At 61.6% G+C, this 19486-nt stretch carries 20 protein-coding genes; 15 read left to right on the forward strand and 5 right to left on the reverse strand.

The window, feature by feature from the left end; genetic code table 11:
* The first annotated feature begins 3 nt into the window (after positions 1 to 3).
* From VLU25_00600 to VLU25_00640, 9 genes are all read left to right on the forward strand, one after another.
* Entirely contained in the window at positions 4 to 552 is a 549-nt protein-coding gene (locus VLU25_00600; protein ID HSR66413.1) for a DUF3341 domain-containing protein, read from the forward strand.
* Positions 542 to 1138 (forward strand): cytochrome c, encoded by a 597-nt coding sequence (locus tag VLU25_00605; GenBank protein HSR66414.1) that lies wholly within the window; start codon positions 542 to 544, stop codon positions 1136 to 1138. Before VLU25_00600 ends, VLU25_00605 begins: the two co-directional genes overlap by 11 nt.
* Positions 1135 to 2352 (forward strand): hypothetical protein, encoded by a 1218-nt coding sequence (locus tag VLU25_00610; GenBank protein HSR66415.1) that lies wholly within the window; start codon positions 1135 to 1137, stop codon positions 2350 to 2352. Before VLU25_00605 ends, VLU25_00610 begins: the two co-directional genes overlap by 4 nt.
* Before the next feature lie 9 nt (positions 2353 to 2361).
* Complete coding sequence (locus tag VLU25_00615; protein HSR66416.1) at positions 2362 to 2796, forward strand: hypothetical protein; 435 nt, start codon at positions 2362 to 2364, stop codon at positions 2794 to 2796.
* A 65-nt stretch (positions 2797 to 2861) separates the two neighbouring features.
* Positions 2862 to 3704 (forward strand): SCO family protein, encoded by an 843-nt coding sequence (locus VLU25_00620; GenBank protein ID HSR66417.1) that lies wholly within the window; start codon positions 2862 to 2864, stop codon positions 3702 to 3704.
* An 84-nt stretch (positions 3705 to 3788) separates the two neighbouring features.
* A complete protein-coding gene (gene coxB / locus VLU25_00625; GenBank protein HSR66418.1) occupies positions 3789 to 4739 on the forward strand; it encodes a cytochrome c oxidase subunit II in 951 nt (316 codons plus the stop codon).
* Positions 4739 to 6427: a cytochrome c oxidase subunit I gene (locus tag VLU25_00630; GenBank protein ID HSR66419.1), complete on the forward strand. Its 1689-nt coding sequence runs from the start codon at positions 4739 to 4741 to the stop codon at positions 6425 to 6427. The genes coxB and VLU25_00630 overlap by 1 nt, the downstream gene beginning before the upstream one ends.
* A gap of 40 nt (positions 6428 to 6467) precedes the next feature.
* Positions 6468 to 7070: a cytochrome c oxidase subunit 3 family protein gene (locus VLU25_00635; protein ID HSR66420.1), complete on the forward strand. Its 603-nt coding sequence runs from the start codon at positions 6468 to 6470 to the stop codon at positions 7068 to 7070.
* Between the two features lies 1 nt (position 7071).
* Positions 7072 to 7461, forward strand: coding sequence for a cytochrome C oxidase subunit IV family protein (locus tag VLU25_00640; protein HSR66421.1), 390 nt, complete (start codon positions 7072 to 7074; stop codon positions 7459 to 7461).
* Positions 7462 to 7568: 107 nt separating this feature from the next.
* Here the strand turns inward: VLU25_00640 and VLU25_00645 are convergent, their stop codons facing one another.
* Positions 7569 to 8147 (reverse strand): hypothetical protein, encoded by a 579-nt coding sequence (locus VLU25_00645; GenBank protein HSR66422.1) that lies wholly within the window; start codon positions 8145 to 8147, stop codon positions 7569 to 7571.
* Positions 8148 to 8325: 178 nt separating this feature from the next.
* Positions 8326 to 9138 carry an OmpA family protein gene (locus tag VLU25_00650; GenBank protein HSR66423.1) on the reverse strand — a complete coding sequence of 271 codons (813 nt, stop codon included), beginning with the start codon at positions 9136 to 9138 and terminating at the stop codon, positions 8326 to 8328.
* A gap of 121 nt (positions 9139 to 9259) precedes the next feature.
* On the opposite strand from VLU25_00650, the gene VLU25_00655 reads away from it, so the two are divergent.
* Positions 9260 to 10558, forward strand: coding sequence for an MFS transporter (locus tag VLU25_00655; GenBank protein HSR66424.1), 1299 nt, complete (start codon positions 9260 to 9262; stop codon positions 10556 to 10558).
* Between the two features lie 16 nt (positions 10559 to 10574).
* Here VLU25_00655 and lysS read toward each other — a convergent pair whose 3' ends face one another.
* Positions 10575 to 12065: a lysine--tRNA ligase gene (gene lysS, locus VLU25_00660; GenBank protein HSR66425.1), complete on the reverse strand. Its 1491-nt coding sequence runs from the start codon at positions 12063 to 12065 to the stop codon at positions 10575 to 10577.
* 77 nt (positions 12066 to 12142) lie between these two features.
* Between lysS and VLU25_00665 the strand changes: the two genes are divergently transcribed.
* The 4 genes from VLU25_00665 to VLU25_00680 all read left to right on the forward strand — a co-directional run bounded on the left by VLU25_00665 (position 12143) and on the right by VLU25_00680 (position 16211).
* Positions 12143 to 13321 (forward strand): FAD-dependent oxidoreductase, encoded by a 1179-nt coding sequence (locus VLU25_00665; GenBank protein ID HSR66426.1) that lies wholly within the window; start codon positions 12143 to 12145, stop codon positions 13319 to 13321.
* Positions 13322 to 13684: 363 nt separating this feature from the next.
* Positions 13685 to 13954 carry a hypothetical protein gene (locus tag VLU25_00670; GenBank protein HSR66427.1) on the forward strand — a complete coding sequence of 90 codons (270 nt, stop codon included), beginning with the start codon at positions 13685 to 13687 and terminating at the stop codon, positions 13952 to 13954.
* A gap of 274 nt (positions 13955 to 14228) precedes the next feature.
* A complete protein-coding gene (locus VLU25_00675) occupies positions 14229 to 15233 on the forward strand; it encodes an ornithine cyclodeaminase family protein (GenBank protein HSR66428.1) in 1005 nt (334 codons plus the stop codon).
* Between the two features lie 3 nt (positions 15234 to 15236).
* A complete protein-coding gene (locus tag VLU25_00680) occupies positions 15237 to 16211 on the forward strand; it encodes a pyridoxal-phosphate dependent enzyme (protein ID HSR66429.1) in 975 nt (324 codons plus the stop codon).
* Between the two features lie 3 nt (positions 16212 to 16214).
* On the opposite strand, the gene VLU25_00685 is transcribed toward VLU25_00680, so the two are convergent.
* Positions 16215 to 16574: a response regulator gene (locus VLU25_00685; protein HSR66430.1), complete on the reverse strand. Its 360-nt coding sequence runs from the start codon at positions 16572 to 16574 to the stop codon at positions 16215 to 16217.
* A gap of 143 nt (positions 16575 to 16717) precedes the next feature.
* Positions 16718 to 18094 (reverse strand): pyridoxal-dependent decarboxylase, encoded by a 1377-nt coding sequence (locus tag VLU25_00690; GenBank protein ID HSR66431.1) that lies wholly within the window; start codon positions 18092 to 18094, stop codon positions 16718 to 16720.
* Between the two features lie 156 nt (positions 18095 to 18250).
* Here VLU25_00690 and VLU25_00695 point away from each other — a divergent pair, with 156 nt between their 5' ends.
* Positions 18251 to 19462, forward strand: coding sequence for an HDOD domain-containing protein (locus VLU25_00695; protein HSR66432.1), 1212 nt, complete (start codon positions 18251 to 18253; stop codon positions 19460 to 19462).
* Positions 19463 to 19486: the final 24 nt, after the last annotated feature.

Genomic DNA, 19486 nt, shown 5'->3' on the forward strand with positions numbered 1-19486 from the left:
AAGATGCAAGCTAAAACCCAGCAGACAGAGCTTTTCGGACTGATGGCCGAGTTCAAGGACGCCGAGTCCATCATTGCCGCGGCCGAGAAAGTTCGCCGGCAAGGATACCGCAAGGTGGAAGGCTACTCGCCCATGCCGGTCGAGGAACTCGATCACGCTTTGGGCCACTCCAAGAGCCACGTGCCCAAGCTGGTCTTTCTGGGCGGGCTGCTGGGATGCGCCACGGGAATCGGCATGCAGTACTGGATCTCGGCCGTCGACTACCCGCTCAATGTCGGGGGACGCCCGCTGGCCTCCTGGGTCTCCTTCATTCCGGTGACCTTCGAGTTGACCATTCTCTTCGCCGCCTTCGCCGCGGTGATAGGGATGATCGCTCTCAACGGACTGCCTTCGCCCTACCATCCGGTCTTCAACGTGCGCCGCTTCCAGTACGCCAGCCGAGACCGCTTCTTTCTGGTGGTGGAGTCGGCCGACGCCCGCTTCGACCGAGTTGAAACCAGACGATTTCTTGAGACCTTGAATCCCACGGGAGTGCATGACGTTGAGCCCTAGAACGACCAAGCCAACTGCTTTGCGGCTCTTTGCGACCCTTCTGCTGCTGCTGGCGGCCGGGGAGGGCTGCCGTCTGGACATGCACGACGCGCCCAAGTACGAGCCGCTGGAGCAGTCAGACTTCTTCGCCGACCGCCAGGCCTCGCGTCCGCTGGTGCAGGGTACGGTAGCCCGCGGTTATCTGCGCCAGGACAAGCTGCTCTACACAGGCAAGATCGACGGCGACTTTGCGCCCCTCTTCCCCTTCCCGATCACCGAGGAGATCCTGCTGCGCGGACAGGAGCGCTACAACATCTACTGCTCGCCTTGCCATGGGCGGACCGGCAACGGCCGCGGGATGATCGTGCAGAGAGGCCTCAAGCAGCCCGAGAGCTACCATTCCCAGCGTTTGCTGGAGATGCCTCCGGGTTACTACTACGACGTCATCACCAACGGATTCGGCGTGATGTACTCCTATGCTTCGCGCATCAAGCCCGAAGAACGCTGGGCCATCGCGGCTTACATCCGGGCCCTGCAGTACAGCCAAGCGGCGCCGCTTGAAGATCTGCCCCAAGAAGACCGCCAGAGACTGAGGGAACTGCAATGAACGAGTCCGCAAATATCGGCCCGCGTCTGGAGAGCCTGCAGAGCGCCGCACTGGGAGTGGGGGCGCTGGCCGCCGTGCTGTCGATCGGGGCTGCCTTTATGGACTTCGAGGCCTTTTCCAAGTCCTACCTGCTGGCCTTCGTCTTCTGGATCGGGCTGCCGCTGAGCTGCCTGGCCTTGTTCATGCTCCACAATCTGGTGGGCGGACGCTGGAGCTTCTTCGTGCGGCGGCAGTTGGAAGCCGGGAGCCGCACGCTGCCCGTTTTCGTGCTCTTCTTCATCCCGGTGGGGCTGGCCGTCTCGGGAACCCACCTCTATGAATGGCCCCACTATCAGGTGGGAAGCGGAGACGCCATCCTCGACCATAAGGCGGCCTATCTCAACCAGACCTTTTTCTACCTGCGCACAGCCCTCTTCTTCGCCATTTGGATCGGCTTGGCGCTGATGCTCAACAAGTGGTCGGCCCAGCAAGACCGCGGCGGCAACGGATCGCTGGTCAAGCGCATGAACTTCGTCAGCGGACCCGGAATCGTCATCTACTTCCTGACGGTGACGCTCTTCTCGGTCGACCTGCTGATGTCGCTTGATCCGCACTGGTTTTCGACCATCTACGCCCTCATCTACATCATCGGGCAGGCCCTTCTGACCCTATGCTTCCTGGTGCTGATCTCGCGCCGCCTGGCTGAGCGCGAGCCGCTCAAGACGGTGGCTTCGTCCGATCGCTTTCACGAACTGGGCAATTTCATGCTGGCCTTCGTGATGCTGTGGGCCTACCTCTCGGTTTCACAGTTGCTGATCATCTGGTCGGCCAACCTGCCGGAAGTCAATCCCTGGTACGTGACCCGCTTTCAGGATCCCTGGGCCCTGATGGGCTTCGCCATCCTCCTCCTCCATTTCGCAGTGCCTTTTCTGCTGTTGCTGTGGAGGACCACGAAGCGGCACCCCAACCTGCTGCGAAACGTGGCCCTCGGACTCATCGTCATGCGTCTGGCGGAGCTCTTCTGGATCATCAAGCCCAGCATAGATCCGGCCGCCCAAACCAGTTTCGCGCCCCTCAACCTGGCAATGGACCTGATCACCTGGCTGGCGCTGGGCGGCCTCTGGATCTTCCTCTTTTTGGGACAGTTAAAGAAGCGGGCCCTGCTGCCCGTCAACGATCCGCGGCTGCCTCATGAGTTCGTCGAGAAGCTGTCCGCCGAAGAAGCCGGAGCCTAGGAGAAAACGATGGCTCGACAACATCCCAAACATGACCACGAACGCAGCGATACCCCCCTGCGTCCGCTTATGATATTCGGAGGCGCTCTGTTGGCTGTCACGGTAGCCGCCATGCTGGCCATGTGGGGACTGTTCCACTACCTGCAGGACAAGACGGTAGACACCTATCCTCAGCCCTCGCCCCTGGCCGAGACTTTCGAGAGGCCGGCGGCGCCCCTGCTGCAAGCCGATCCGCCGCGCGAGCTCGAAATGCTGCGCCGCCAGGAAGACGCCATCCTCAAGACCTACGGCTGGGTCGACACGGTCAACAACGTCGTGCGCATCCCCATCGAACGGGCCATCCAGGTGGTGGCCGAAAAGAAATTGCTGCCCCACCGCCCGCAGCAGCAGCCCGCAGTGGCCGCGCCCCGGCCGACGGAGGAGGAATCGGATCAGAACCCTTAGATTGGCCGGCTGAGTTGGTTTGGTTGGCGGCAGAGGACGTGCGAATCTAGTGAACGCGACTTGATATGAAGGACCTTAAACCATTACGGACCGCAGTTGCGGCGCTGGCTCTCTTGGCGGGACTGACGGCCACGACCTGGGCCCAGATGCCCAATTCTGAAACGCCCCCTGAAAAGCGCCAAGGGGTGGGGATCGATCAGAATCTGGATGCGGCTCTGCCTCTTGATCTTGAGTTCGTCGACGAAGAAGGCCGCCCCGTCAAGCTGGGAGCCTACTTCCGCCAAAAGCCGGTCATCCTGGCCATGGTCTATTACGAATGTCCCATGCTCTGCACGCTGGTGCTCAACGGTCTGCTGCGGGGGTTGAGCCCTCTGCAGTTCAGCGCCGGAGAGGAATTCGACGTGGTGGCCGTAAGCATCGACCCCGGCGAAACCGCCGCGTTGGCCAAAGCCAAGAGGGCCGAGTACGTGAAGCTCTATGACCGCGAGTCGGGAGGCAGGGGCTGGCACTTCTTGACGGGCGACGAAGAGAACATCCGCAAGCTGGCGGAGGTGGTGGGCTTCAACTACCGCTACGATAGCGAGACCGACCTCTACATTCATGCCAGCGGCCTCATGATGGCGACTCCTGAGGGGCGGCTGTCCCGCTATTTTTATGGAATCGAGTATCCGCCCCGCGACCTGCGCCTGGCCTTGGTGGAATCGTCCCAGGGTAAGATCGGCAGCCCGGTGGATCAGTTGTTGCTCTATTGCTTCAGCTACGATCCCACGCTGGGCAAGTACACCATGGTGGTCATGAACGTGCTCCGGCTGGGTGGCATTTTGACCATTCTGGCGGTGGCCGCCTTCATCATCGTCAGCTATCGCCGCGACCGGCGCCGCCACAACGCGGAGGCCGCTGCCGGATGACGCATATGAGAACAGGGCTCTCGAAGCCCCAGGAGTTCAAGGGCCGGATGCTCTCGCTCCTCGAGAAGCTCTTAGCGAGGAACAATGTCTGAATTCAGTTTTATTCCTGAAAGCGCCTCGACTTTCGCAGCGCAGGTCGACGCCTTGTTTTGGCTGCTGGTGGCGGTCACGGCCTTCTTCACCACGGTCATCTCGGCCGCCGTGCTCTACTTTGCCATCAAGTACCGCCGCTCCAAGTCGCCGGTGGCCGAGCCGGCCCGCAGCACCTTGGCCCTCGAAGTGACCTGGTCGGTGATCCCGCTGTGCATCGCCCTCTTCATCTTCGCCTGGGGAGCCGACGTCTTCATGCACATGAACACGCCCCCGGCCGAGACCCTCGATATCTACGTCACCGGCAAGCAATGGATGTGGAAGATCCAGCATCCGGAAGGCAAGCGCGAGATCAACGACCTGCATATTCCCGTGGGCACCCCGGTCAAGCTCACCATGACCTCGGAAGACACCATCCACAGTTTCTTCATCCCGGCCTTCCGCACCAAGATGGACGTGCTGCCGGGGCGCTACACAACCCAATGGTTCCAGGCCACCCGGACGGGCGAATACCATCTCTTCTGCACCGAATACTGCGGGACCAAGCACTCCGAGATGATCGGCACCGTCTACGTGATGGAGCCCGAGGCCTACGATGCCTGGGTGGCTGGAGGAGTGGCCGGCCTGACCGCCGCCGAGGCCGGCGAGCAGCTCTTTCAGGGACTGGGCTGCGCCACCTGCCACAGTCCCCAGTCAGGCGCCCGCGGCCCTCACCTGCTGGGCAAGTACGGTACCGAACAAGCCCTGGAAGGCGGCCGCACGGCTCTCTTCGATGAGGAATATACACGCGAAAGCATCCTCAATCCGCGCGCCAAGGTAGTCAGCGGCTATCAGCCCGTCATGCCCAGCTTCCAAGGTCAAATCAGCGAAGAAAACCTCTTGCGCTTGATCGCTTACATCAAGTCCATCGGAGCTGACACGGCTTCGGGGGAGGAAACCGAATAATGAGCAGCACCTCAGTGGACCAGGGCGCGGTGCTGGAGCGTCCGCCCCGCGGCAGCAAGCCCTTGAATTATCTCAATATCAGCCACGGACTCAGGTCCTGGCTGTTGACCGTCGACCACAAGCGCATCGGCATTCTCTATCTCATCTCCGTCACGCTTTTCTTCTTCCTGGGAGGCGCCATGGCGGTGGGCATCCGCCTGGAGCTGGCCTCGCCCCAAGGAGACCTGCTGGCGGCCGAGACCTACAACAAGCTCTTCACCATGCACGGCGTGGTGATGGTCTTTTTCTTTCTCATCCCCAGCATTCCGGCAGTTTTCGGCAACTTCCTGGTGCCGATGATGATCGGCGCCCGCGACGTGGCCTTTCCCAAGCTCAACCTCCTGAGCTGGTACGTCTTCATAACCGGCGGCACACTGACGCTCATCGCCATGGTGGCGGGAGGCGTCGATACGGGATGGACCTTCTACGCTCCTTACAGCACGACCTACGCCAACGGATGGGTGGTGCTGACCGGGGTCGGCATTTTCATCACCGGGTTTTCATCCATCCTCACCGGACTCAATTTCATCGTCACCATCCACAAGATGCGGGCGCCCGGATTGACCTGGTTCAAGCTGCCCCTCTTCATCTGGTCCCACTACGCCACCGCGCTGATCATGATTCTGGGGACGCCGGTCATCGCCATCACCGTTTTGCTGGTGGCGGTGGAAAGGCTCTTCCGCATCGGCATCTTCGATCCGGCCTTGGGCGGCGACCCGGTGCTCTTTCAGCACCTCTTCTGGTTCTACTCCCACCCGGCCGTCTACATCATGATCCTGCCCTCCATGGGAGTGATGAGCGAACTGGTGACCTGCTTCTCGCGCAAGCGCGTCTTCGGCTACAAGTTCATCGCCTTCTCCAGCCTGGCTATCGCCGTCCTGGGCTTTCTGGTCTGGGGACACCACATGTTCGTGAGCAGCCAGTCCATCTACGCCGGAATGGTGTTCTCGGTGCTGAGCATGCTGGTGGCTATTCCCTCGGCCGTCAAGGCCTTCAACTGGACGGCCACCCTCTACAAGGGATCGGTTTCCTACCAGGCCCCCATGATCTACGCCTTCGGCTTCTTGGGCCTGTTTCTGATCGGGGGACTGACGGGGCTCTTCTTGTCCACGCTGGGGACCGACGTTCATCTGCACGACACCTATTTCGTGGTGGCCCACTTTCATTTCATCATGGTGGGGGGAGCCATCATGGGTTATCTGGGAGCCATCCATTTCTGGTGGCCCAAGATGACCGGGCGCATGTATTCCGAAGGTTGGGCGCGCTTTGCCGCGCTGGTCATCTTCATCGGCTTCTACCTGACCTTCTTCCCCCAGTTCGTGGTGGGCTACCTGGGCATGCCGCGCCGCTACCACGTCTACCCCGAGGAATTCCAGATCCTCAACGTCCTCTCCACAGCGGGAGCCTCCATCCTGGGAGCCGGATACCTGATTCCCATGGTGTATCTGATGGTTTCCCTCTTCAAGGGCAAGAAGGCTTCGCCCAATCCCTGGGACGCCAAGGGGCTGGAATGGCAGACGCCGTCGCCGCCGCCCACCGAGAACTTCCCGGTAACGCCGGTAGTGACCGAAAATCCCTACAACTATCCTGGAATGGAAGACGAAAGAGACAGGGAGGCAGACCGTGAGCACGCACCCGCAAGCGCCTGAGGCCGGCCACAATCCGTTCGTGGCCCATCACTTCGACGACATGGGCCAGCAGAAGGAAGCCGCGACGCTGGGCATGTGGGCCTTTCTGGTGACCGAGATCATGTTCTTCGGCGGACTCTTCGTGGGCTACGGCGTCTACCGCTTCATGTATCCCGAGGCCTTCCACTTCGGCAGCCATGAGTTGGACATTCAGTTGGGCGCCTTCAACACCGGGGTCCTCATCGCCAGTAGCTTGACCATGGCCCTGGCGGTGCGGGCGGCCCAGACCAGCAAGAAGAAACTGCTCATCATCTTTCTGGCGGCCACCTTCGTGCTGGGCGCGATCTTTCTGGGGGTGAAGGTTGTGGAGTACTCCTCCAAGTGGGATCACCACCTGGTTCCGGGCAGCCATTTCCAACGGCCCGAGGGAGCTCCCGTACAGCTTCAGGTCTTCTTCGCCTTTTATTTCATGATGACGGGCATGCACGCCCTGCACATGATTATCGGCGCCGGCTTGATGATCTGGGTCCTCTACGGAGCCGTCAAGAACCGATATCACTCCAATTACTACGCCCCCGTGGAGATGTTCGGCCTTTACTGGCATTTTGTAGACATCGTGTGGATTTTTCTCTTTCCGCTGCTTTACTTGATAGGACGCCACTGATATGTCGGATCACATCACGCCCATCAGAACCTATCTGGCCATCTTCTTCGCATTGGTCGTGCTGACCGTGATCACGGTGGCGGTGGCCTTTGTCGATTTCGGCTATCTCAACGACGTGATCGCACTGGGAATCGCCATTTTCAAGGCCACGCTGGTCATCCTCTGGTTCATGCACGTCAAGTACAATACGCGTCTGACCTGGGCTTTTGTCTCGGCAGGTTTCTTCTGGCTGGTGATTTTCTTCTTGCTGACGGGTGCCGACTACGTCTCCCGCAACTGGCAGTATCAGACCGATGGATGGGAACCGGTGGGCGATAAGGCCGCGGCAGCGGCGGCTCACGAGACCCCCGCCCAATCCGGTCAAGAGCAGGGGGCCGAAGAGGAGCACTGACCGCAGACGCCCGGTCAAAAAAAATCCCCCGGCTGGGCCGTTTTCGGCCGGGCCGGGGGATTTCGCTTCGATTCTGCTATATGGGGCTGCTTATATGGGGCGCGGGCTTAGCGGCGCCGCACGTTCATCAGGCGCACGAACTCCAGCCCGAATTCCTTGACTTCCAGGTTGCCCTGGTCGTCGAACTTGAGGCGGGCCGGGTAGGCCACTTTTCCTGATCCGCGGCCTTGCTCATCCAAGGTCAGTTCGATCCAGGTGTAGGGGTACAGGTTGGTGCGTGAGGAAGAACGCAACTCGAAGATCGACCGGTCGCGGACGCCCACCAGAATGAGCTTCCTGCCCTCGTCGGTTTCGTAGGAGCGCACGATGGCGATGTCGATGCCGACCTCGTCGGCTCGTCCCATTCGTCCTTTCTCGACTTCTTCGAGCCGGTTGAGCAGCGCGTCCTCGCCTTTTTCTTGGAGCAGGTTCTGCAGTTCCCGCAACTCGCCGTCGCTGGTCATCTCATCCACGTGGATGTTGACGGGAACGGACCTGCCGCCCACCGGGGAGCGGACGCCGACGGCCGTGGCCGTGTAGTGCTCGCCCTTTTGATCGGGGGCGGCCGAGGCCAAGGGCAGGGCCCCCATCAGTACAATCAGAATCGGCGCCAAACTCAATATGTAAACTCGATTTCTCGATTTCATGGTTTCTCCTTCTTTCCGTCTGCGGTGGCTTGGACATTCCCCCTTTCAAGTTCTCAGGGGGCAACATCGAGGATATTGCGGAGTCAGTTTCCTCGCCGCGCCACGCAATACCTTAGATGAGAATCAAGGCAGGTTGTTTCACTCCCAGCGGCTACGGGAGTTGCCGGGGAGCCGGGTTTCAACGCTCTTCGGCGGCCACGTCCGCGTAGCGGACGCGGGTGTTGACGATGCCGATTTCGACGCGGCGGTTCTTGGCCCGGGCCCGTGGAGAGTTGCCCTTCACCAGCGGGCGCGACTTGCCGAAACCCTTGGTGGTGATGATCTCGGACGGCACTCCGGCCTCCACCAGGTAGTCGCGCACCGTCTCGGCCCGCCGTTCCGAGAGGCGCTGGTTGTAGCTGCTTGAACCGACGTTGTCGGTGTGTCCGTAGACGTAGACGCTGTAACCGGAAGTAGTCAGAAGGACGCCGGCGATTCGGCTCAGGATTTCCCGGTTTCCCGGCCGCAAGGTAGCTTTGTCGAAGTCGAACTTGAGGGCGTCCTCGCCCAGGTTCATGACCAGCCCCAGCGCGTTGCGGCTGGTATCGGCGATGTCTCCCAGCACCTTTTCCAGGCGGCGCAGCTCTTTCTCCCGTTCACGGCGGATCTCTTCAGCCTCGGCGATGGCCTGGTTGCGTTCGAGTTTGGCCTGGGAGGCGTCCTCCTCCGCCTGCTGTGCTCGCGCTTGTGCCGCCTCCTGGAGTTCTTCGGCGTGCTGGCGGCCCTGGGCCGCCCGACGGGCTCCTTCTTCAGCGTTAAGGGCCCGCTGCTGGGCGCTGTCGGCCTTTTCGCGTGCTTCTTCAGCCTTTTTGAGGGCCTGGTCGACCTGGCGGGAAACAGCGGCCAATTGGCGCTCCACTCCCGAGAGACGGTTGAAAATGAGTACGGCCATGATGGCCAGGGCCGCCAGCAGGACCACCGACATCAGCCATCCCAAATGCTTCCAATTCATCGTTTGCCTCGTCGTTCCTTATAGAGGTCCAAGACAGCAGTTAAGTTGCATGCAGGATCGAATGCGCTTCTCCCCTGCCCTTCTGCGGTCGGGGAAGGATTGGTCTAAACTGCTTGCTGCCATGCACCAGCAGCGCAAGGCGATCAGGGCCTGGTGGCTCTACGATTTCGCCAACTCAGCCTACGCCACCACCATTCAGGCCACCGTTTTCGGACCGTTCTACCGCTCTCTCGTGACGTCATCGGGCGGTTCCGAAGCCGAGGCCACCGCCTACTGGGCCTATCTCAATTCGCTGACTCTCTTGTCGATCGCCCTGATCGGCCCCCTCCTGGGAGCCATCGGGGACTACAGCGGACGCCGCAAGCGCCTGATGGGCGTGTTTCTGGGGCTGGGGCTGGCCGCCACCTCCTGTTTCGTGCTGCTGGGCGACGACAACTATCTCTTCGCCTCCCTGCTCTACCTGGCCGCCACACTGGGCTACGCCTCGGCCGAGATCTACTATGACTCCTTTCTGCCCTTCATCTGCCGCAGCGATGAAGTGGATTCCGTTTCCTCAAAAGGCTATGCGCTGGGATACCTGGGCGGGGGCCTGCTCTTGTCGCTCAACGCCTGGTGGATGATCTCTCCTCAGACTTTCGGGATGCCGGACGTGGAGTTCGCGGTACGGGCCAGCTTCCTCAGCGTAGCCTTCTGGTGGGGCTTCTTTTCCATTCCCCTCTTCCGCCGCATGCCCTCCGACACTCCGCGCCGCCGCGCCCTGGGAGAGGCTTCGCCCCTCCTGGGAGGATTCCGGCGCCTGCGCCGCACCTTTACTCACGTGCGCCGCCATCGGCAGTTGTTGCTCTTCCTGCTGGCCTTCTGGATCTACAACGACGGCGTAGGGACGGTTCAGAAGATGGCCGCCGCCTATGGCGACGAACTCGGGTTCAGCATGGGCCAGTTGGTCTCGGCGCTCCTGCTGGCCAACTTCATCGGCTTTCCGGCCACCTATCTCTACGCGTTGCTGGCCAGGCGATTCGGGGCCAAGCCCATGGTGCTGGCGGGACTCTTCTTCTATGCCGTCATCTGCCTGGGCGCTTTCTTCATCGACAGCGCTGCTGACTTCTTCCTGCTGGCGGCGGCGGTGGGACTGGTGCAGGGAGGCGTGCAGGCTTTAAGCCGCTCGATCTTTTCCTGCATGGTTCCTCACACTCAGTCGGCCGAATTCTTCGGATTCTTCTCCACCAGCTCCCGTTTCGCCGGCATCTTCGGTCCCCTCATCTTCGGTGTCGTCGCTCAGGCCACCGGCTCCTCCATCTTTTCCATCGCCTCGCTGGTGATCTTGTTCCTGGGCGGTGCGCTGGTGCTGTCGCGGGTGGACGTCGAGGAAGGCGCCCGTCTGGCGCGCCTGGAGGACGCAGACATCGGGCCCGAGGAATAGAAGGCCGGGCTCCCGTTCACTCGTGGGCTTCTTTGCGCATGAGGGGGAAGAGCAGGGCGTCTTTGATGTTGGTCAGTCCGGCCACCCGCTTGAGCAGCCGGTCGATGCCGATGCCGGTTCCGGAGATAGGAGGCATGCCGTGCTCCATGCACAGCAGGTAGTCTTCGTCCAGATCCATGGCCTCGTCGTCGCCGCCGCTTTTCAGCGCGGCTTGCTCGGTCAGGCGGCGCCGCTGTTCCAAGGGATCGACCAGCTCCGAGTAGGCGTTGACCAGCTCAGCGCCGTCCACCACCAGTTGGAAGCGGTCCACGATGGCGGCATCTTGATCGTTGCTGCGGGCCAGGGGCGAGATCTGCAGAGGATGTCCAGTCAGAAAAGTGGGCTGTACCAGCATGGGACGCGCCGTTCTCTTGTAGAGCCCGTCGATGATCCGCCCCAGGTTGTTGGACTCCACGTCGTCCTCGTCCAAGCGCACCCCGGCACGGGAGGCGGCCGCGGCCAGCTCTTGAGCGGAATCGTATCGGCGCACGTCGACACCACTGTGCTCCTGGATGACGTCGCGAAAGTCGACGGCAGGCCAGTCTCCCGAGAAGTCGAGTTTCACCGTCTCGCCTTCCCGCCCTTCCCCTTGCGAGGGCAGTTCGAACTGGAGCGAGCCGAAGGTCTCGCGCAGGCTCTCCTGCAGCAAACGCTGGGTGAAGCGCATGTTGTCACGGTAGTTCCAGTAGGCCGCGTAGTACTCCAGCATGGTGAATTCCTGCAGGTGCTCGGCGCTGATGCCTTCGTTGCGGAAACACTTGGCGAATTCGAAAGTGCGGTTGAAGCCGGCCGCCGTGGCCCGCTTGAGGTAGGTCTCGGGAGCGATGCGCAGGAAGACGTCGATATCGAGGGCATTGTGGTGGGTGACGAAGGGCTTGGCCAGGGCCCCTGACTGAGTCACGTTGAGAACCGGCGTTTCGATCTCGAAAAAACCCTCACGTTCGAAGATGGTCCGCATGCTGGAGATGAGCTTGCAGCGCTTGAGCATGGTGAGGCGCGTCTGTTCGTTGCTGATGATGTCGAGGTAGCGCTGACGGTAGCGGGTCTCGACATCGCGCAGCCCATGCCACTTTTCGGGCAACTCGCGCAGGGCCAACCCCAGGATCTGGAAATTTTCGGCCTTGACCGTGAACTCTTCGGTGCGGGTCAGAAAGGTCTTGCCGGAAACGCCCACGAAATCGCCCACCTTGACGGCTTTCTTGAAAAGCTTGAAGGCTTCGTCTCCCACTTCGGCTTTGGAGATGGCCGCCTGAATGCGTCCAGTCACGTCCGAGAGCTTGACGAAGATCAGTTTGCCGAAGCCGCGCAGGGCCGTCACGCGTCCCGCCACGCGCAGGTCCTGGTCGAGTTGATGGGGAATGTCGTCGATATTGGGATAGGAGGTTTCGAAGCGTTCGGGATAGAGCGGCAGGCCCGCCTGGCGGATGCGCTCGATGTCTTGCTTGCGGCTTTCCAAGAGGTCGTTCATAAGAGGTCCACATTATGCCACATCGCTTGCGGCGGCCTGCTTGCTCCGCCGGGCCGGCTTGTGGTACTCCCTGCTTGATGACGCATAAGGCTTCAGAGGACGGCAAGGCGGGCTCCCTGGCGGAGTCCCAGGCCGTGGTGGTGGGGGCGGGGGCTTTCGGCGGCTGGACGGCTCTGCACCTGCAAGAGTCGGGCGTTCAGACCACCTTGGTGGATGCCTGGGGACCCGGCCATGGGCTTTCCAGCTCGGGAGGAGAAACGCGGGTGCTGCGCTGCGGATACGGGCAGCTTTCTCTCTACGCCGAAATGGCCCTCAGGGCCCGCCGGATGTGGCAGGAGCGGGAGGAACGCTGGGGGGTGGAGTTGTTGCATCAGCGTCCCATCCTCTGGATAGGTCATGAAGACGATCCGCTCTTGCGCGGCAGTCAGCAATGCTTCGACCAGCTCGGCCTTCCTTACAACAGGCTCAGCGCGGCCCGCATCCAAGAGCGATTCCCCGACTTCCGCTGCGGTGACGAGGTGGTGGGACTGCTGGAACATCAGGCCGGTGTCCTCTACGCCCGCCGCGCCTGCCGGGTGGTGGCGGACGCCTTCCAGGAGGCGGGAGGAGTGTTGTTGAGGGGACGGGCCAAGGCTCCCGCGGGAAGCGGTTCCTTGAAGGTCCTCGAGCTGGACGACGGACGTCGCCTTAAAGCCGACACCTATCTCTTCGCCTGCGGCCCCTGGATGGCCTCGCTCTTTGACCGCTACCTGGAAGACCGCCTGGAAATCACCCGCCAGGAAGTCTTCTTCTTCGGTCCGCCGCCGGCTCATCCCATGCTGGACGAGCGGGGCGGCCAGGACTGCCGCCTGCCGGTCTTCTATGACGCATCCATGGATTCCTACTACGGAATTCCGCCGCTGCAAGGACGGGGATTCAAGCTGGCCAGCGACCTGGCCGGCCCCGTGGTCGATCCCCAAGGCGATTCCCGCCAAAGTTCGCCTGAGGCCCTGCGGGGGGCGCGCGACTTCCTCAAGAAACGCCTGCCCGTTCTGGCCCATGCTCCCCTGTCTGAAAGCCGGGTGTGCGTCTACACCCGCACTCCGGACCGGCACTTTGTGATGGGGCCCCATCCGCGCATTTCAAATGTCTTCCTGGCTGGCGGCGGCTCCGGCCACGGCTTCAAGCACGGGCCGCTGGTGGGAGAGTATGCGGCCGCAATGATGAGCAAGAACCGACCGTTCCCCTCCCAATGGCGCCTCGACCGTTTGCTGTAAGCTCGCGGCAAGCCGGCCAAGGCACGAGTGCAGTGCGTCAGAAGTTTTGAACCACCCTGTGGCGTTTTCCCACGCTTTCACAGCGTTGGCACATTTGCCGTCTGAAACCCAGGGCGGCGCCCCGTCTCGCTTGCGCTCGCCGGGGCTGACCCTGGGCTGGCGAATCCGTCCCTTTCAGGAACAAAAACGGCGGCCCTGGCACCGAACTTATGACCGGGGGCACCCGCTTCGATGGCCACCATGATTCCTCTGGCGGAAATTCCCTATAAGCGTCTCAAAGTCTCTTCCTGTGTCAGACGCATTTAGTATATACTTAGGCTCGGGCAATCTGACTAGCCAATCAAAAAAGGGGGGAATACCTAAATGCTAACCGTAAAAGAAGGCCAAACATGGGCCGGGGATTTCGCCAAGAAGACCGCGGCCCAGATGGGACTTGACATCCGTACATTCTGGAGAGCGCCTGCCAACGGCGTCGATTGGACCTTGGAAATGACCGTGGAAGAAAGCGGCGAGTCGGTGGGCGTCTCCGTTTGGTTTCTTCATTTGAAGAAGCTGGAAGAAAAGACCAAGTCCAAGATCAAGGCCGATATTCGTAGAGGCCTCAAGGAGTTGCAGGCTAAGATCGCGGCATGAACGGCTCCTTCCGAGACTGCGGCGGTTCTTCCCCCCACCGCTGTCGTCGGCCCGACGGGTCCGCCCTCGGGTTTCTGGCGGGCGCCCTCCCATGCGCGCCGGGAAGCGGCCCCTTTTTCGGCCTGCCGCTTTCCAAATCGCGAAATGCTCAATAACTCATCAGATAAGTTAATATAACACTATTCTTAACTCCCCCATCATATACAATTAGCATCCCTGTGTCCCGGGAGGCGGCGCTTTTCTCCGTCCACCTCAGGGCCCTATACTGACCTGCATGGAGATTCTTGTCATCGATCGTCCGCTGGTGCGGCGCCTGCTTCCCATGGGGCAATGCATCGGGGCCATGCGAAAGGCCCTGGCCGGATTGGCCCGTGGTGAAGGGGTGCAGCCGCTTCGCACCATCATGTGGCTCCCCGAGAAGAAGGGCGCTATCGGCCTGATGCCGGGATACACGGCGGACCCGCCTGCCGCCGGCGTCAAGGTAGTGACCGTCTTCCCTCAGAATCACGGCACCGAGTTTGATTCCCACCAGGGGGCCGTCCTGCTTTTTCACGCCCAGCACGGCTACCTGCTGGCCTTGGCTGAAGCGGGCGAGATCACGGCCATCCGCACGGCGGCCGTTTCGGCGGTCGCCAGTGACTTGCTGGCTCGTCCTCAGGCCGGCGACTTGGCCATTCTGGGCAGCGGGGTGCAGGCCCGCCAGCATCTGGAGGCCATGAGTTGCGTGCGCGATCTGCGCCGGGTAAGGGTGTGGAGCCCGACCCGAGAGCACCGGGAGGACTTCGCAGCCCGCCTCAGCGGCCGCTTCGGCTGCCGGGTGGAGGCCATGAGAGGGCCACGCGAAACGGTTGAAGGCGCCGACTTGATCTGTACCACCACCTTCGCCTCCCAGCCTGTCTTAGAAGGCGGGTGGCTGGCGCCTGGTTGCCACATCAACGCCGTGGGCTCGAGCCTTCCCACTGCGCGCGAACTCGACAGCCAGGCCGTCTTGCGCTCGCGCCTTTTCATCGACCGCCTGGAATCGACCCTCAACGAGGCCGGCGACTTTCTCATCCCCAAAGAGGAGGGCGTGATCGACGACAGTCACATCCAGGGCGAGATCGGAGATATTCTGGAGGGCAAGATCGAGGGACGCCGGGGCCATCATGAAATCACCCTCTTCAAGTCGTTGGGACTGGCCGTGGAAGACGTGCAAGCCGTGGAGTGGATCTATCGCCAAGCCCTCAGTCAGGGCGTGGGCGAAAAAGTGCCCTTCGGCGGTCCCAAAGAAGCGGACTGAACGATGAAGCCTCTTCAGCCGATTCCTCTGCAGCAGGTGAAGGCGGCCCGCCGGCGCCTGCGGGGAAAGGTGGTGCGGACTCCGCTGGTGCCGCTCAACGCCTCCCAGTCTGCGGCTTCCATCTACCTCAAGCTGGAGAACCTGCAGCCCATCGGATCCTTCAAGCTGCGGGGCGCCGCCAACGCCATGTTGGCCTGCGACCCGGAACTGGTGCGGCAGGGTGTGTACACGGCCAGCGCCGGAAACATGGCTCAGGGCGTGGCTTACCAAGCCCAGCGCATGGGGGTGCAATGCAAGGTGCTGGTGCCCGATCACGCCCCCCGCACCAAGTGCCGGGCCGTGGAGCGGTTGGGAGGAGAAGTCATCAAGGTGCCGTTCGAGGAATGGTGGCGCGTGCTGGTCGAGCATGAACATCCCCGCATGCGCGGACTTTTCCTGCATCCGGTCAGCGACGAGCGGGTGATGGCCGGCAACGGCACTATCGCGCTGGAGATTCTCGAGGACTTGCCCGACGTCGAGGCGGTGGTGATTCCCTTCGGCGGCGGCGGCCTGAGTTGCGGCATTGCCTCGGCTTTACGGGCTCTCAAGCCCGAGGTGCGGGTTTATGCCGCTGAAGTGGAGACGGCCGCTCCTCTGAAAGCCTCCTTGCTCAAGGGAGAGGCCGCCAGCATCGACTACCGGGCCAGTTTCGTGGACGGCATCGGAGGCAAGAGCGTGCTGAGCGAGATGTGGCCGCTGGCCCGCCGTCTCCTCCACGATTCGCTGGTGGTCTCCCTTGCCGAGACCGCTCAAGCCTTACGCCTGACGGCCGAACGCAATCACGTCATTGCCGAGGGTGCCGGGGCGGCCGCCGTGGCAGCAGCCCTGGGCGGAGGTGCCGGTCAAGGCAAGGTGGTCTGCGTCATATCGGGAGGCAACATCGACAGCGAACGGCTTATCGCCGTCCTCAGCGGACGCCCGCCCCACGAGATCCCTTGAATCTCAGGACTGGTCCAGGGCGCGCTCAACCTCCTTGACCAGGTCGGGCAGGCCGAAGGGCTTGCGCAGCGTGGTGAAAGCCCCCAGGCGGCGCGCCGTTTCCAGTCCGGCTGTGCAGGAGGAGTCGCCTGAGATGGCGATGATGGGCAGTTCGGGTCGAAAGTCCTTCAGCCGGCGGATCAGTTCGAGTCCTCCCAGGCGGGGCATGGAAAGATCAGTGATGACCAGATCGGCGGGCGCCGTTTGCGCCAGGCCTTCCCGGCCGTCGCCGGCTTGCACGGGAGAATGGCCAAGTTCCTGAAGAGCGCAGCAAAGGGAGGAGCGCAGACCGTGGTCGTCATCGACCACCAGAATGTTTGCCATCGAAGAGAATCCTCTCCAAGTTCCCTGGACCTCACCTGCTACTACTTTACACGCTAATCGTCTTGCCTGTTTCACAAAAGGCCGGAGAGAATCCGTCGGTGCAAGTCAGCTAAGGAATTCTGCTACATGGGAATTTTCCTTGACTAAACCGGTGCGCCGACGGACAGGCTTTCGGCGACTTCCAGCAGCCAATCGAAGAAGCGGTCGATGTCTTTTTCGTCCAGGTCGGAATTGACGCAGGGCAGGCGCACCACGTTCTCGCCTTCCACGTCGCCATAGCCGACCTTGAGGACGCCTTGCCTGTCGAGTCGGTCACACAACTCCACCGCGTCCACCTCTTTAACGCGGAAACAGACGTTGACCGATTCGATGTCCTTGACCAATTCCAGACGGGGGTGGTCAAGCACCTTGCGGCGTGCGTAGCCGGCCAACTGAAAGAGGTGCGTGATGCGTTGGTCCATTCCGCTGTCGCCGTAGTAGCTCCAAAGGGCCCAGGCTTTGAAGGCGTCATTGCGCCGTCCGCATTGCAGCGATTTGGTGCCGGGGTTGAAGTCGTGCTCGGACTGGAACAGATAGTCGGCGTTCTCGTTGAAGCAGCGTTCCAGCAGTCCTCCGCGGTTAACCAGCAGCACCGAGCAACTCAGCGGCACTCCGCCCATCTTATGCAGGTTCCAGGCGAAGGAGTGGCTGAGCTGCGAGCCTTCCAGCAGGTGGCGGTAGCTGCTGCTGAGAAGGGCTGACCCTCCCAGTGCGGCATCCACGTGCATCCACAGTCCGTACTCTCGGCAGACGTCGGCGATTTCGGGCAGCGGGTCATAAGAGCCAAGCACGGTGGTGCCCGCTGTGGCCACCACGCAGAAGGGCAGGAAACCGCGCTTGAGGTCGCGCTTGAGGGCTTGCCGCAAGGCTTCGGGATCGAGCCGTCCAAGATCGTCGCTGTCCACCTTGCGCAGCGACTCGCGCCCCACGCCCATGAATCCGCAGGCCTTGACCAGCGAGTAGTGGCTGATGTCCGAGGCGTACGCTGTCATGCGCCGGCCGACTCCTCTTTCTCGCGAGGCCGGGTCGGCCTGGTTGCGGGCCAATAGCATCCCCACAAGATTGGCCAGCGACCCGCCGGGAGTAAAGGTGCCGTCGGCCGCCCCGCTGTATCCCACCTTTTCGATCATGCGTTCGATGACGATCCGTTCAATGAGGATGTGAGGCCCGGCCGCCTTGAAGGTGTACATGGAGCTGTTGAGGACGGCGCTGAGCATCTCGGCGGAGAGGGCGGGGAAGCACTTGCCTCCGAACAACTGATTGAAGAAACGCCGGCTGCCGACCTCGGGGGTGGTTTCCATGATGGCTTGCAGACGGCTGAAGAACTCTTCATCCGAGAGTCCCTGCTCAGAGATCTCCAAGTCGAGGTGCTGCTGCAGTTGCTGGGGCGTTCGGTACTGAAAGGGATGCAGCGTCTCTTCACGTTGAAGGTAGTCGCCGGCGAGCTTGGCGGTTTGCTTGAGGAATGTCTCTCGGTCCATAGGGTCGTGATCTCCCGCGTGACGGGCGGACGGGCGCCGCCGCGTCAGGGTGCGGACTCCTTAAGTTGTTTCCAGCCGAGATGCGGATCGGACAGGCAACGTTTCGCTGGGGTTAATGCCAGGCTTGATCCTGCCGAAGAGAAAAAAGAGTTTGCCATGGATGTATTCGTTGCCCGCCAGCCCATCTTCGACCGCCTGGGACAGTGCGTCGCTTACGAATTGCTCTTTCGGGCCGGATGGGAGAACATCTTCCCCCCTGTCGACCCGGACTCGGCCTCTGCCCATACCCTGTCCAACAGCCTGGTGTCGCTGGGCCTCGACACCTTGGCCGGAAGCAAAGACGTCTTTATCAATTTTACTCAAAAACTGCTGACCAGCGGCGCGGCCACCCTCTTGCCTCCTCAGAAAGCGGTGGTGGAGGTGCTGGAGTCGGTCGATCCGGCAAACGCCCAAGTGCTGGAAAGTTGCCGTGACCTGAAGAGCCGAGGCTACCGTTTGGCCTTGGACGACTTCGTATTGCGCGACGAGTCGCGGGAACTGGCCGGGTTGGCCGACATCATCAAGATCGACTATCGGGCGTCCAGCCCGCTGCAGCGTTCGACCATGGTCAGGCGGCTGGAATCTTCGGGCGTGGCTTTCCTGGCTGAAAAGGTGGAAACCGCCGAGGAGGTGAGGGAGGCCGAGGAACTGGGTGTCCGCTACCTGCAGGGCTATTTTTACTGCCGTCCCGACATCGTTGCCGGCCGGGTCATCCCCGGCTTCAAGTTCAGCTATGTCGAGTTGCTCCGTGAGCTCTACAAGCCGGATTTCGACCTCGACCGGGTGGAAAAGCTCATCAAGAGCGACCTTTCGCTTTCATACGGGCTGTTGAAGCTGGTCAACTCGGCGGCCTTCGCCTTGGCCCGGCGCATCGAATCGATGCGCCAAGCCCTGGTCCTGCTGGGGCAAGACAAGGTGAGGAAGTGGGTCTCGGTGGTGATTATGTCGCGCATGGCCAGCGACAAGCCGCAGGAGCTGGTGGTGAACTCGATCATACGCGCCTATTTTTGCGAGAAACTGGCTCAACAGACCAGCCTGCGGACGCGCAAGGACGATCTCTTTCTGATGGGCATGTTTTCGCTCGTCGATGCCATCCTCGATCAGCCTTTGACGGAGGCGCTGGAATCCTTGCCCATCGACTCCGACATCAAGCAGGCCCTTCTGGGCGAGGAGAGCGAATTGAGCGGCGTTTTGGACCTGGTGCTGCGCTATGAAAAGGCAGATTGGGAAGGCCTTTCCAGATGCGCCTCCCAGGCCGGACTTGCCGACGAGACGTTGCCCGCCCTCTACCGCGAAGCGGTTCAATTTGTCGATTCCCTCAAAGTCTGAAGAGCCTCGCGGCCCGGCTCCGTG

The sequence above is a fragment of the Acidobacteriota bacterium genome (assembly GCA_035471785.1).
In the GTDB taxonomy this organism is placed as follows: domain Bacteria; phylum Acidobacteriota; class UBA6911; order RPQK01; family DATIPO01; genus JANQFM01.

Bases quoted from the DNA above. Each gene is read 5' to 3' on its own strand.
- VLU25_00640 (HSR66421.1), top strand. From the start codon at position 7,072: ATGTCGGATCACATCACGCCCATCAGAACCTATCTGGCCATCTTCTTC.
- VLU25_00635 (HSR66420.1), top strand. From the start codon at position 6,468: ATGGGCCAGCAGAAGGAAGCCGCGACGCTGGGCATGTGGGCCTTTCTG.
- VLU25_00680 (HSR66429.1), top strand. From the start codon at position 15,237: ATGAAGCCTCTTCAGCCGATTCCTCTGCAGCAGGTGAAGGCGGCCCGC.
- VLU25_00650 (HSR66423.1), bottom strand. From the start codon at position 9,138: ATGAATTGGAAGCATTTGGGATGGCTGATGTCGGTGGTCCTGCTGGCG.
- VLU25_00675 (HSR66428.1), top strand. From the start codon at position 14,229: ATGGAGATTCTTGTCATCGATCGTCCGCTGGTGCGGCGCCTGCTTCCC.
- VLU25_00610 (HSR66415.1), top strand. From the start codon at position 1,135: ATGAACGAGTCCGCAAATATCGGCCCGCGTCTGGAGAGCCTGCAGAGC.
- VLU25_00615 (HSR66416.1), top strand. From the start codon at position 2,362: ATGGCTCGACAACATCCCAAACATGACCACGAACGCAGCGATACCCCC.
- VLU25_00630 (HSR66419.1), top strand. From the start codon at position 4,739: ATGAGCAGCACCTCAGTGGACCAGGGCGCGGTGCTGGAGCGTCCGCCC.
- VLU25_00655 (HSR66424.1), top strand. From the start codon at position 9,260: ATGCACCAGCAGCGCAAGGCGATCAGGGCCTGGTGGCTCTACGATTTC.
- coxB (HSR66418.1), top strand. From the start codon at position 3,789: ATGTCTGAATTCAGTTTTATTCCTGAAAGCGCCTCGACTTTCGCAGCG.
- VLU25_00670 (HSR66427.1), top strand. From the start codon at position 13,685: ATGCTAACCGTAAAAGAAGGCCAAACATGGGCCGGGGATTTCGCCAAG.
- VLU25_00645 (HSR66422.1), bottom strand. From the start codon at position 8,147: ATGAAATCGAGAAATCGAGTTTACATATTGAGTTTGGCGCCGATTCTG.
- VLU25_00620 (HSR66417.1), top strand. From the start codon at position 2,862: ATGAAGGACCTTAAACCATTACGGACCGCAGTTGCGGCGCTGGCTCTC.
- VLU25_00665 (HSR66426.1), top strand. From the start codon at position 12,143: ATGACGCATAAGGCTTCAGAGGACGGCAAGGCGGGCTCCCTGGCGGAG.
- VLU25_00695 (HSR66432.1), top strand. From the start codon at position 18,251: ATGGATGTATTCGTTGCCCGCCAGCCCATCTTCGACCGCCTGGGACAG.
- VLU25_00600 (HSR66413.1), top strand. From the start codon at position 4: ATGCAAGCTAAAACCCAGCAGACAGAGCTTTTCGGACTGATGGCCGAG.
- VLU25_00685 (HSR66430.1), bottom strand. From the start codon at position 16,574: ATGGCAAACATTCTGGTGGTCGATGACGACCACGGTCTGCGCTCCTCC.
- lysS (HSR66425.1), bottom strand. From the start codon at position 12,065: ATGAACGACCTCTTGGAAAGCCGCAAGCAAGACATCGAGCGCATCCGC.
- VLU25_00690 (HSR66431.1), bottom strand. From the start codon at position 18,094: ATGGACCGAGAGACATTCCTCAAGCAAACCGCCAAGCTCGCCGGCGAC.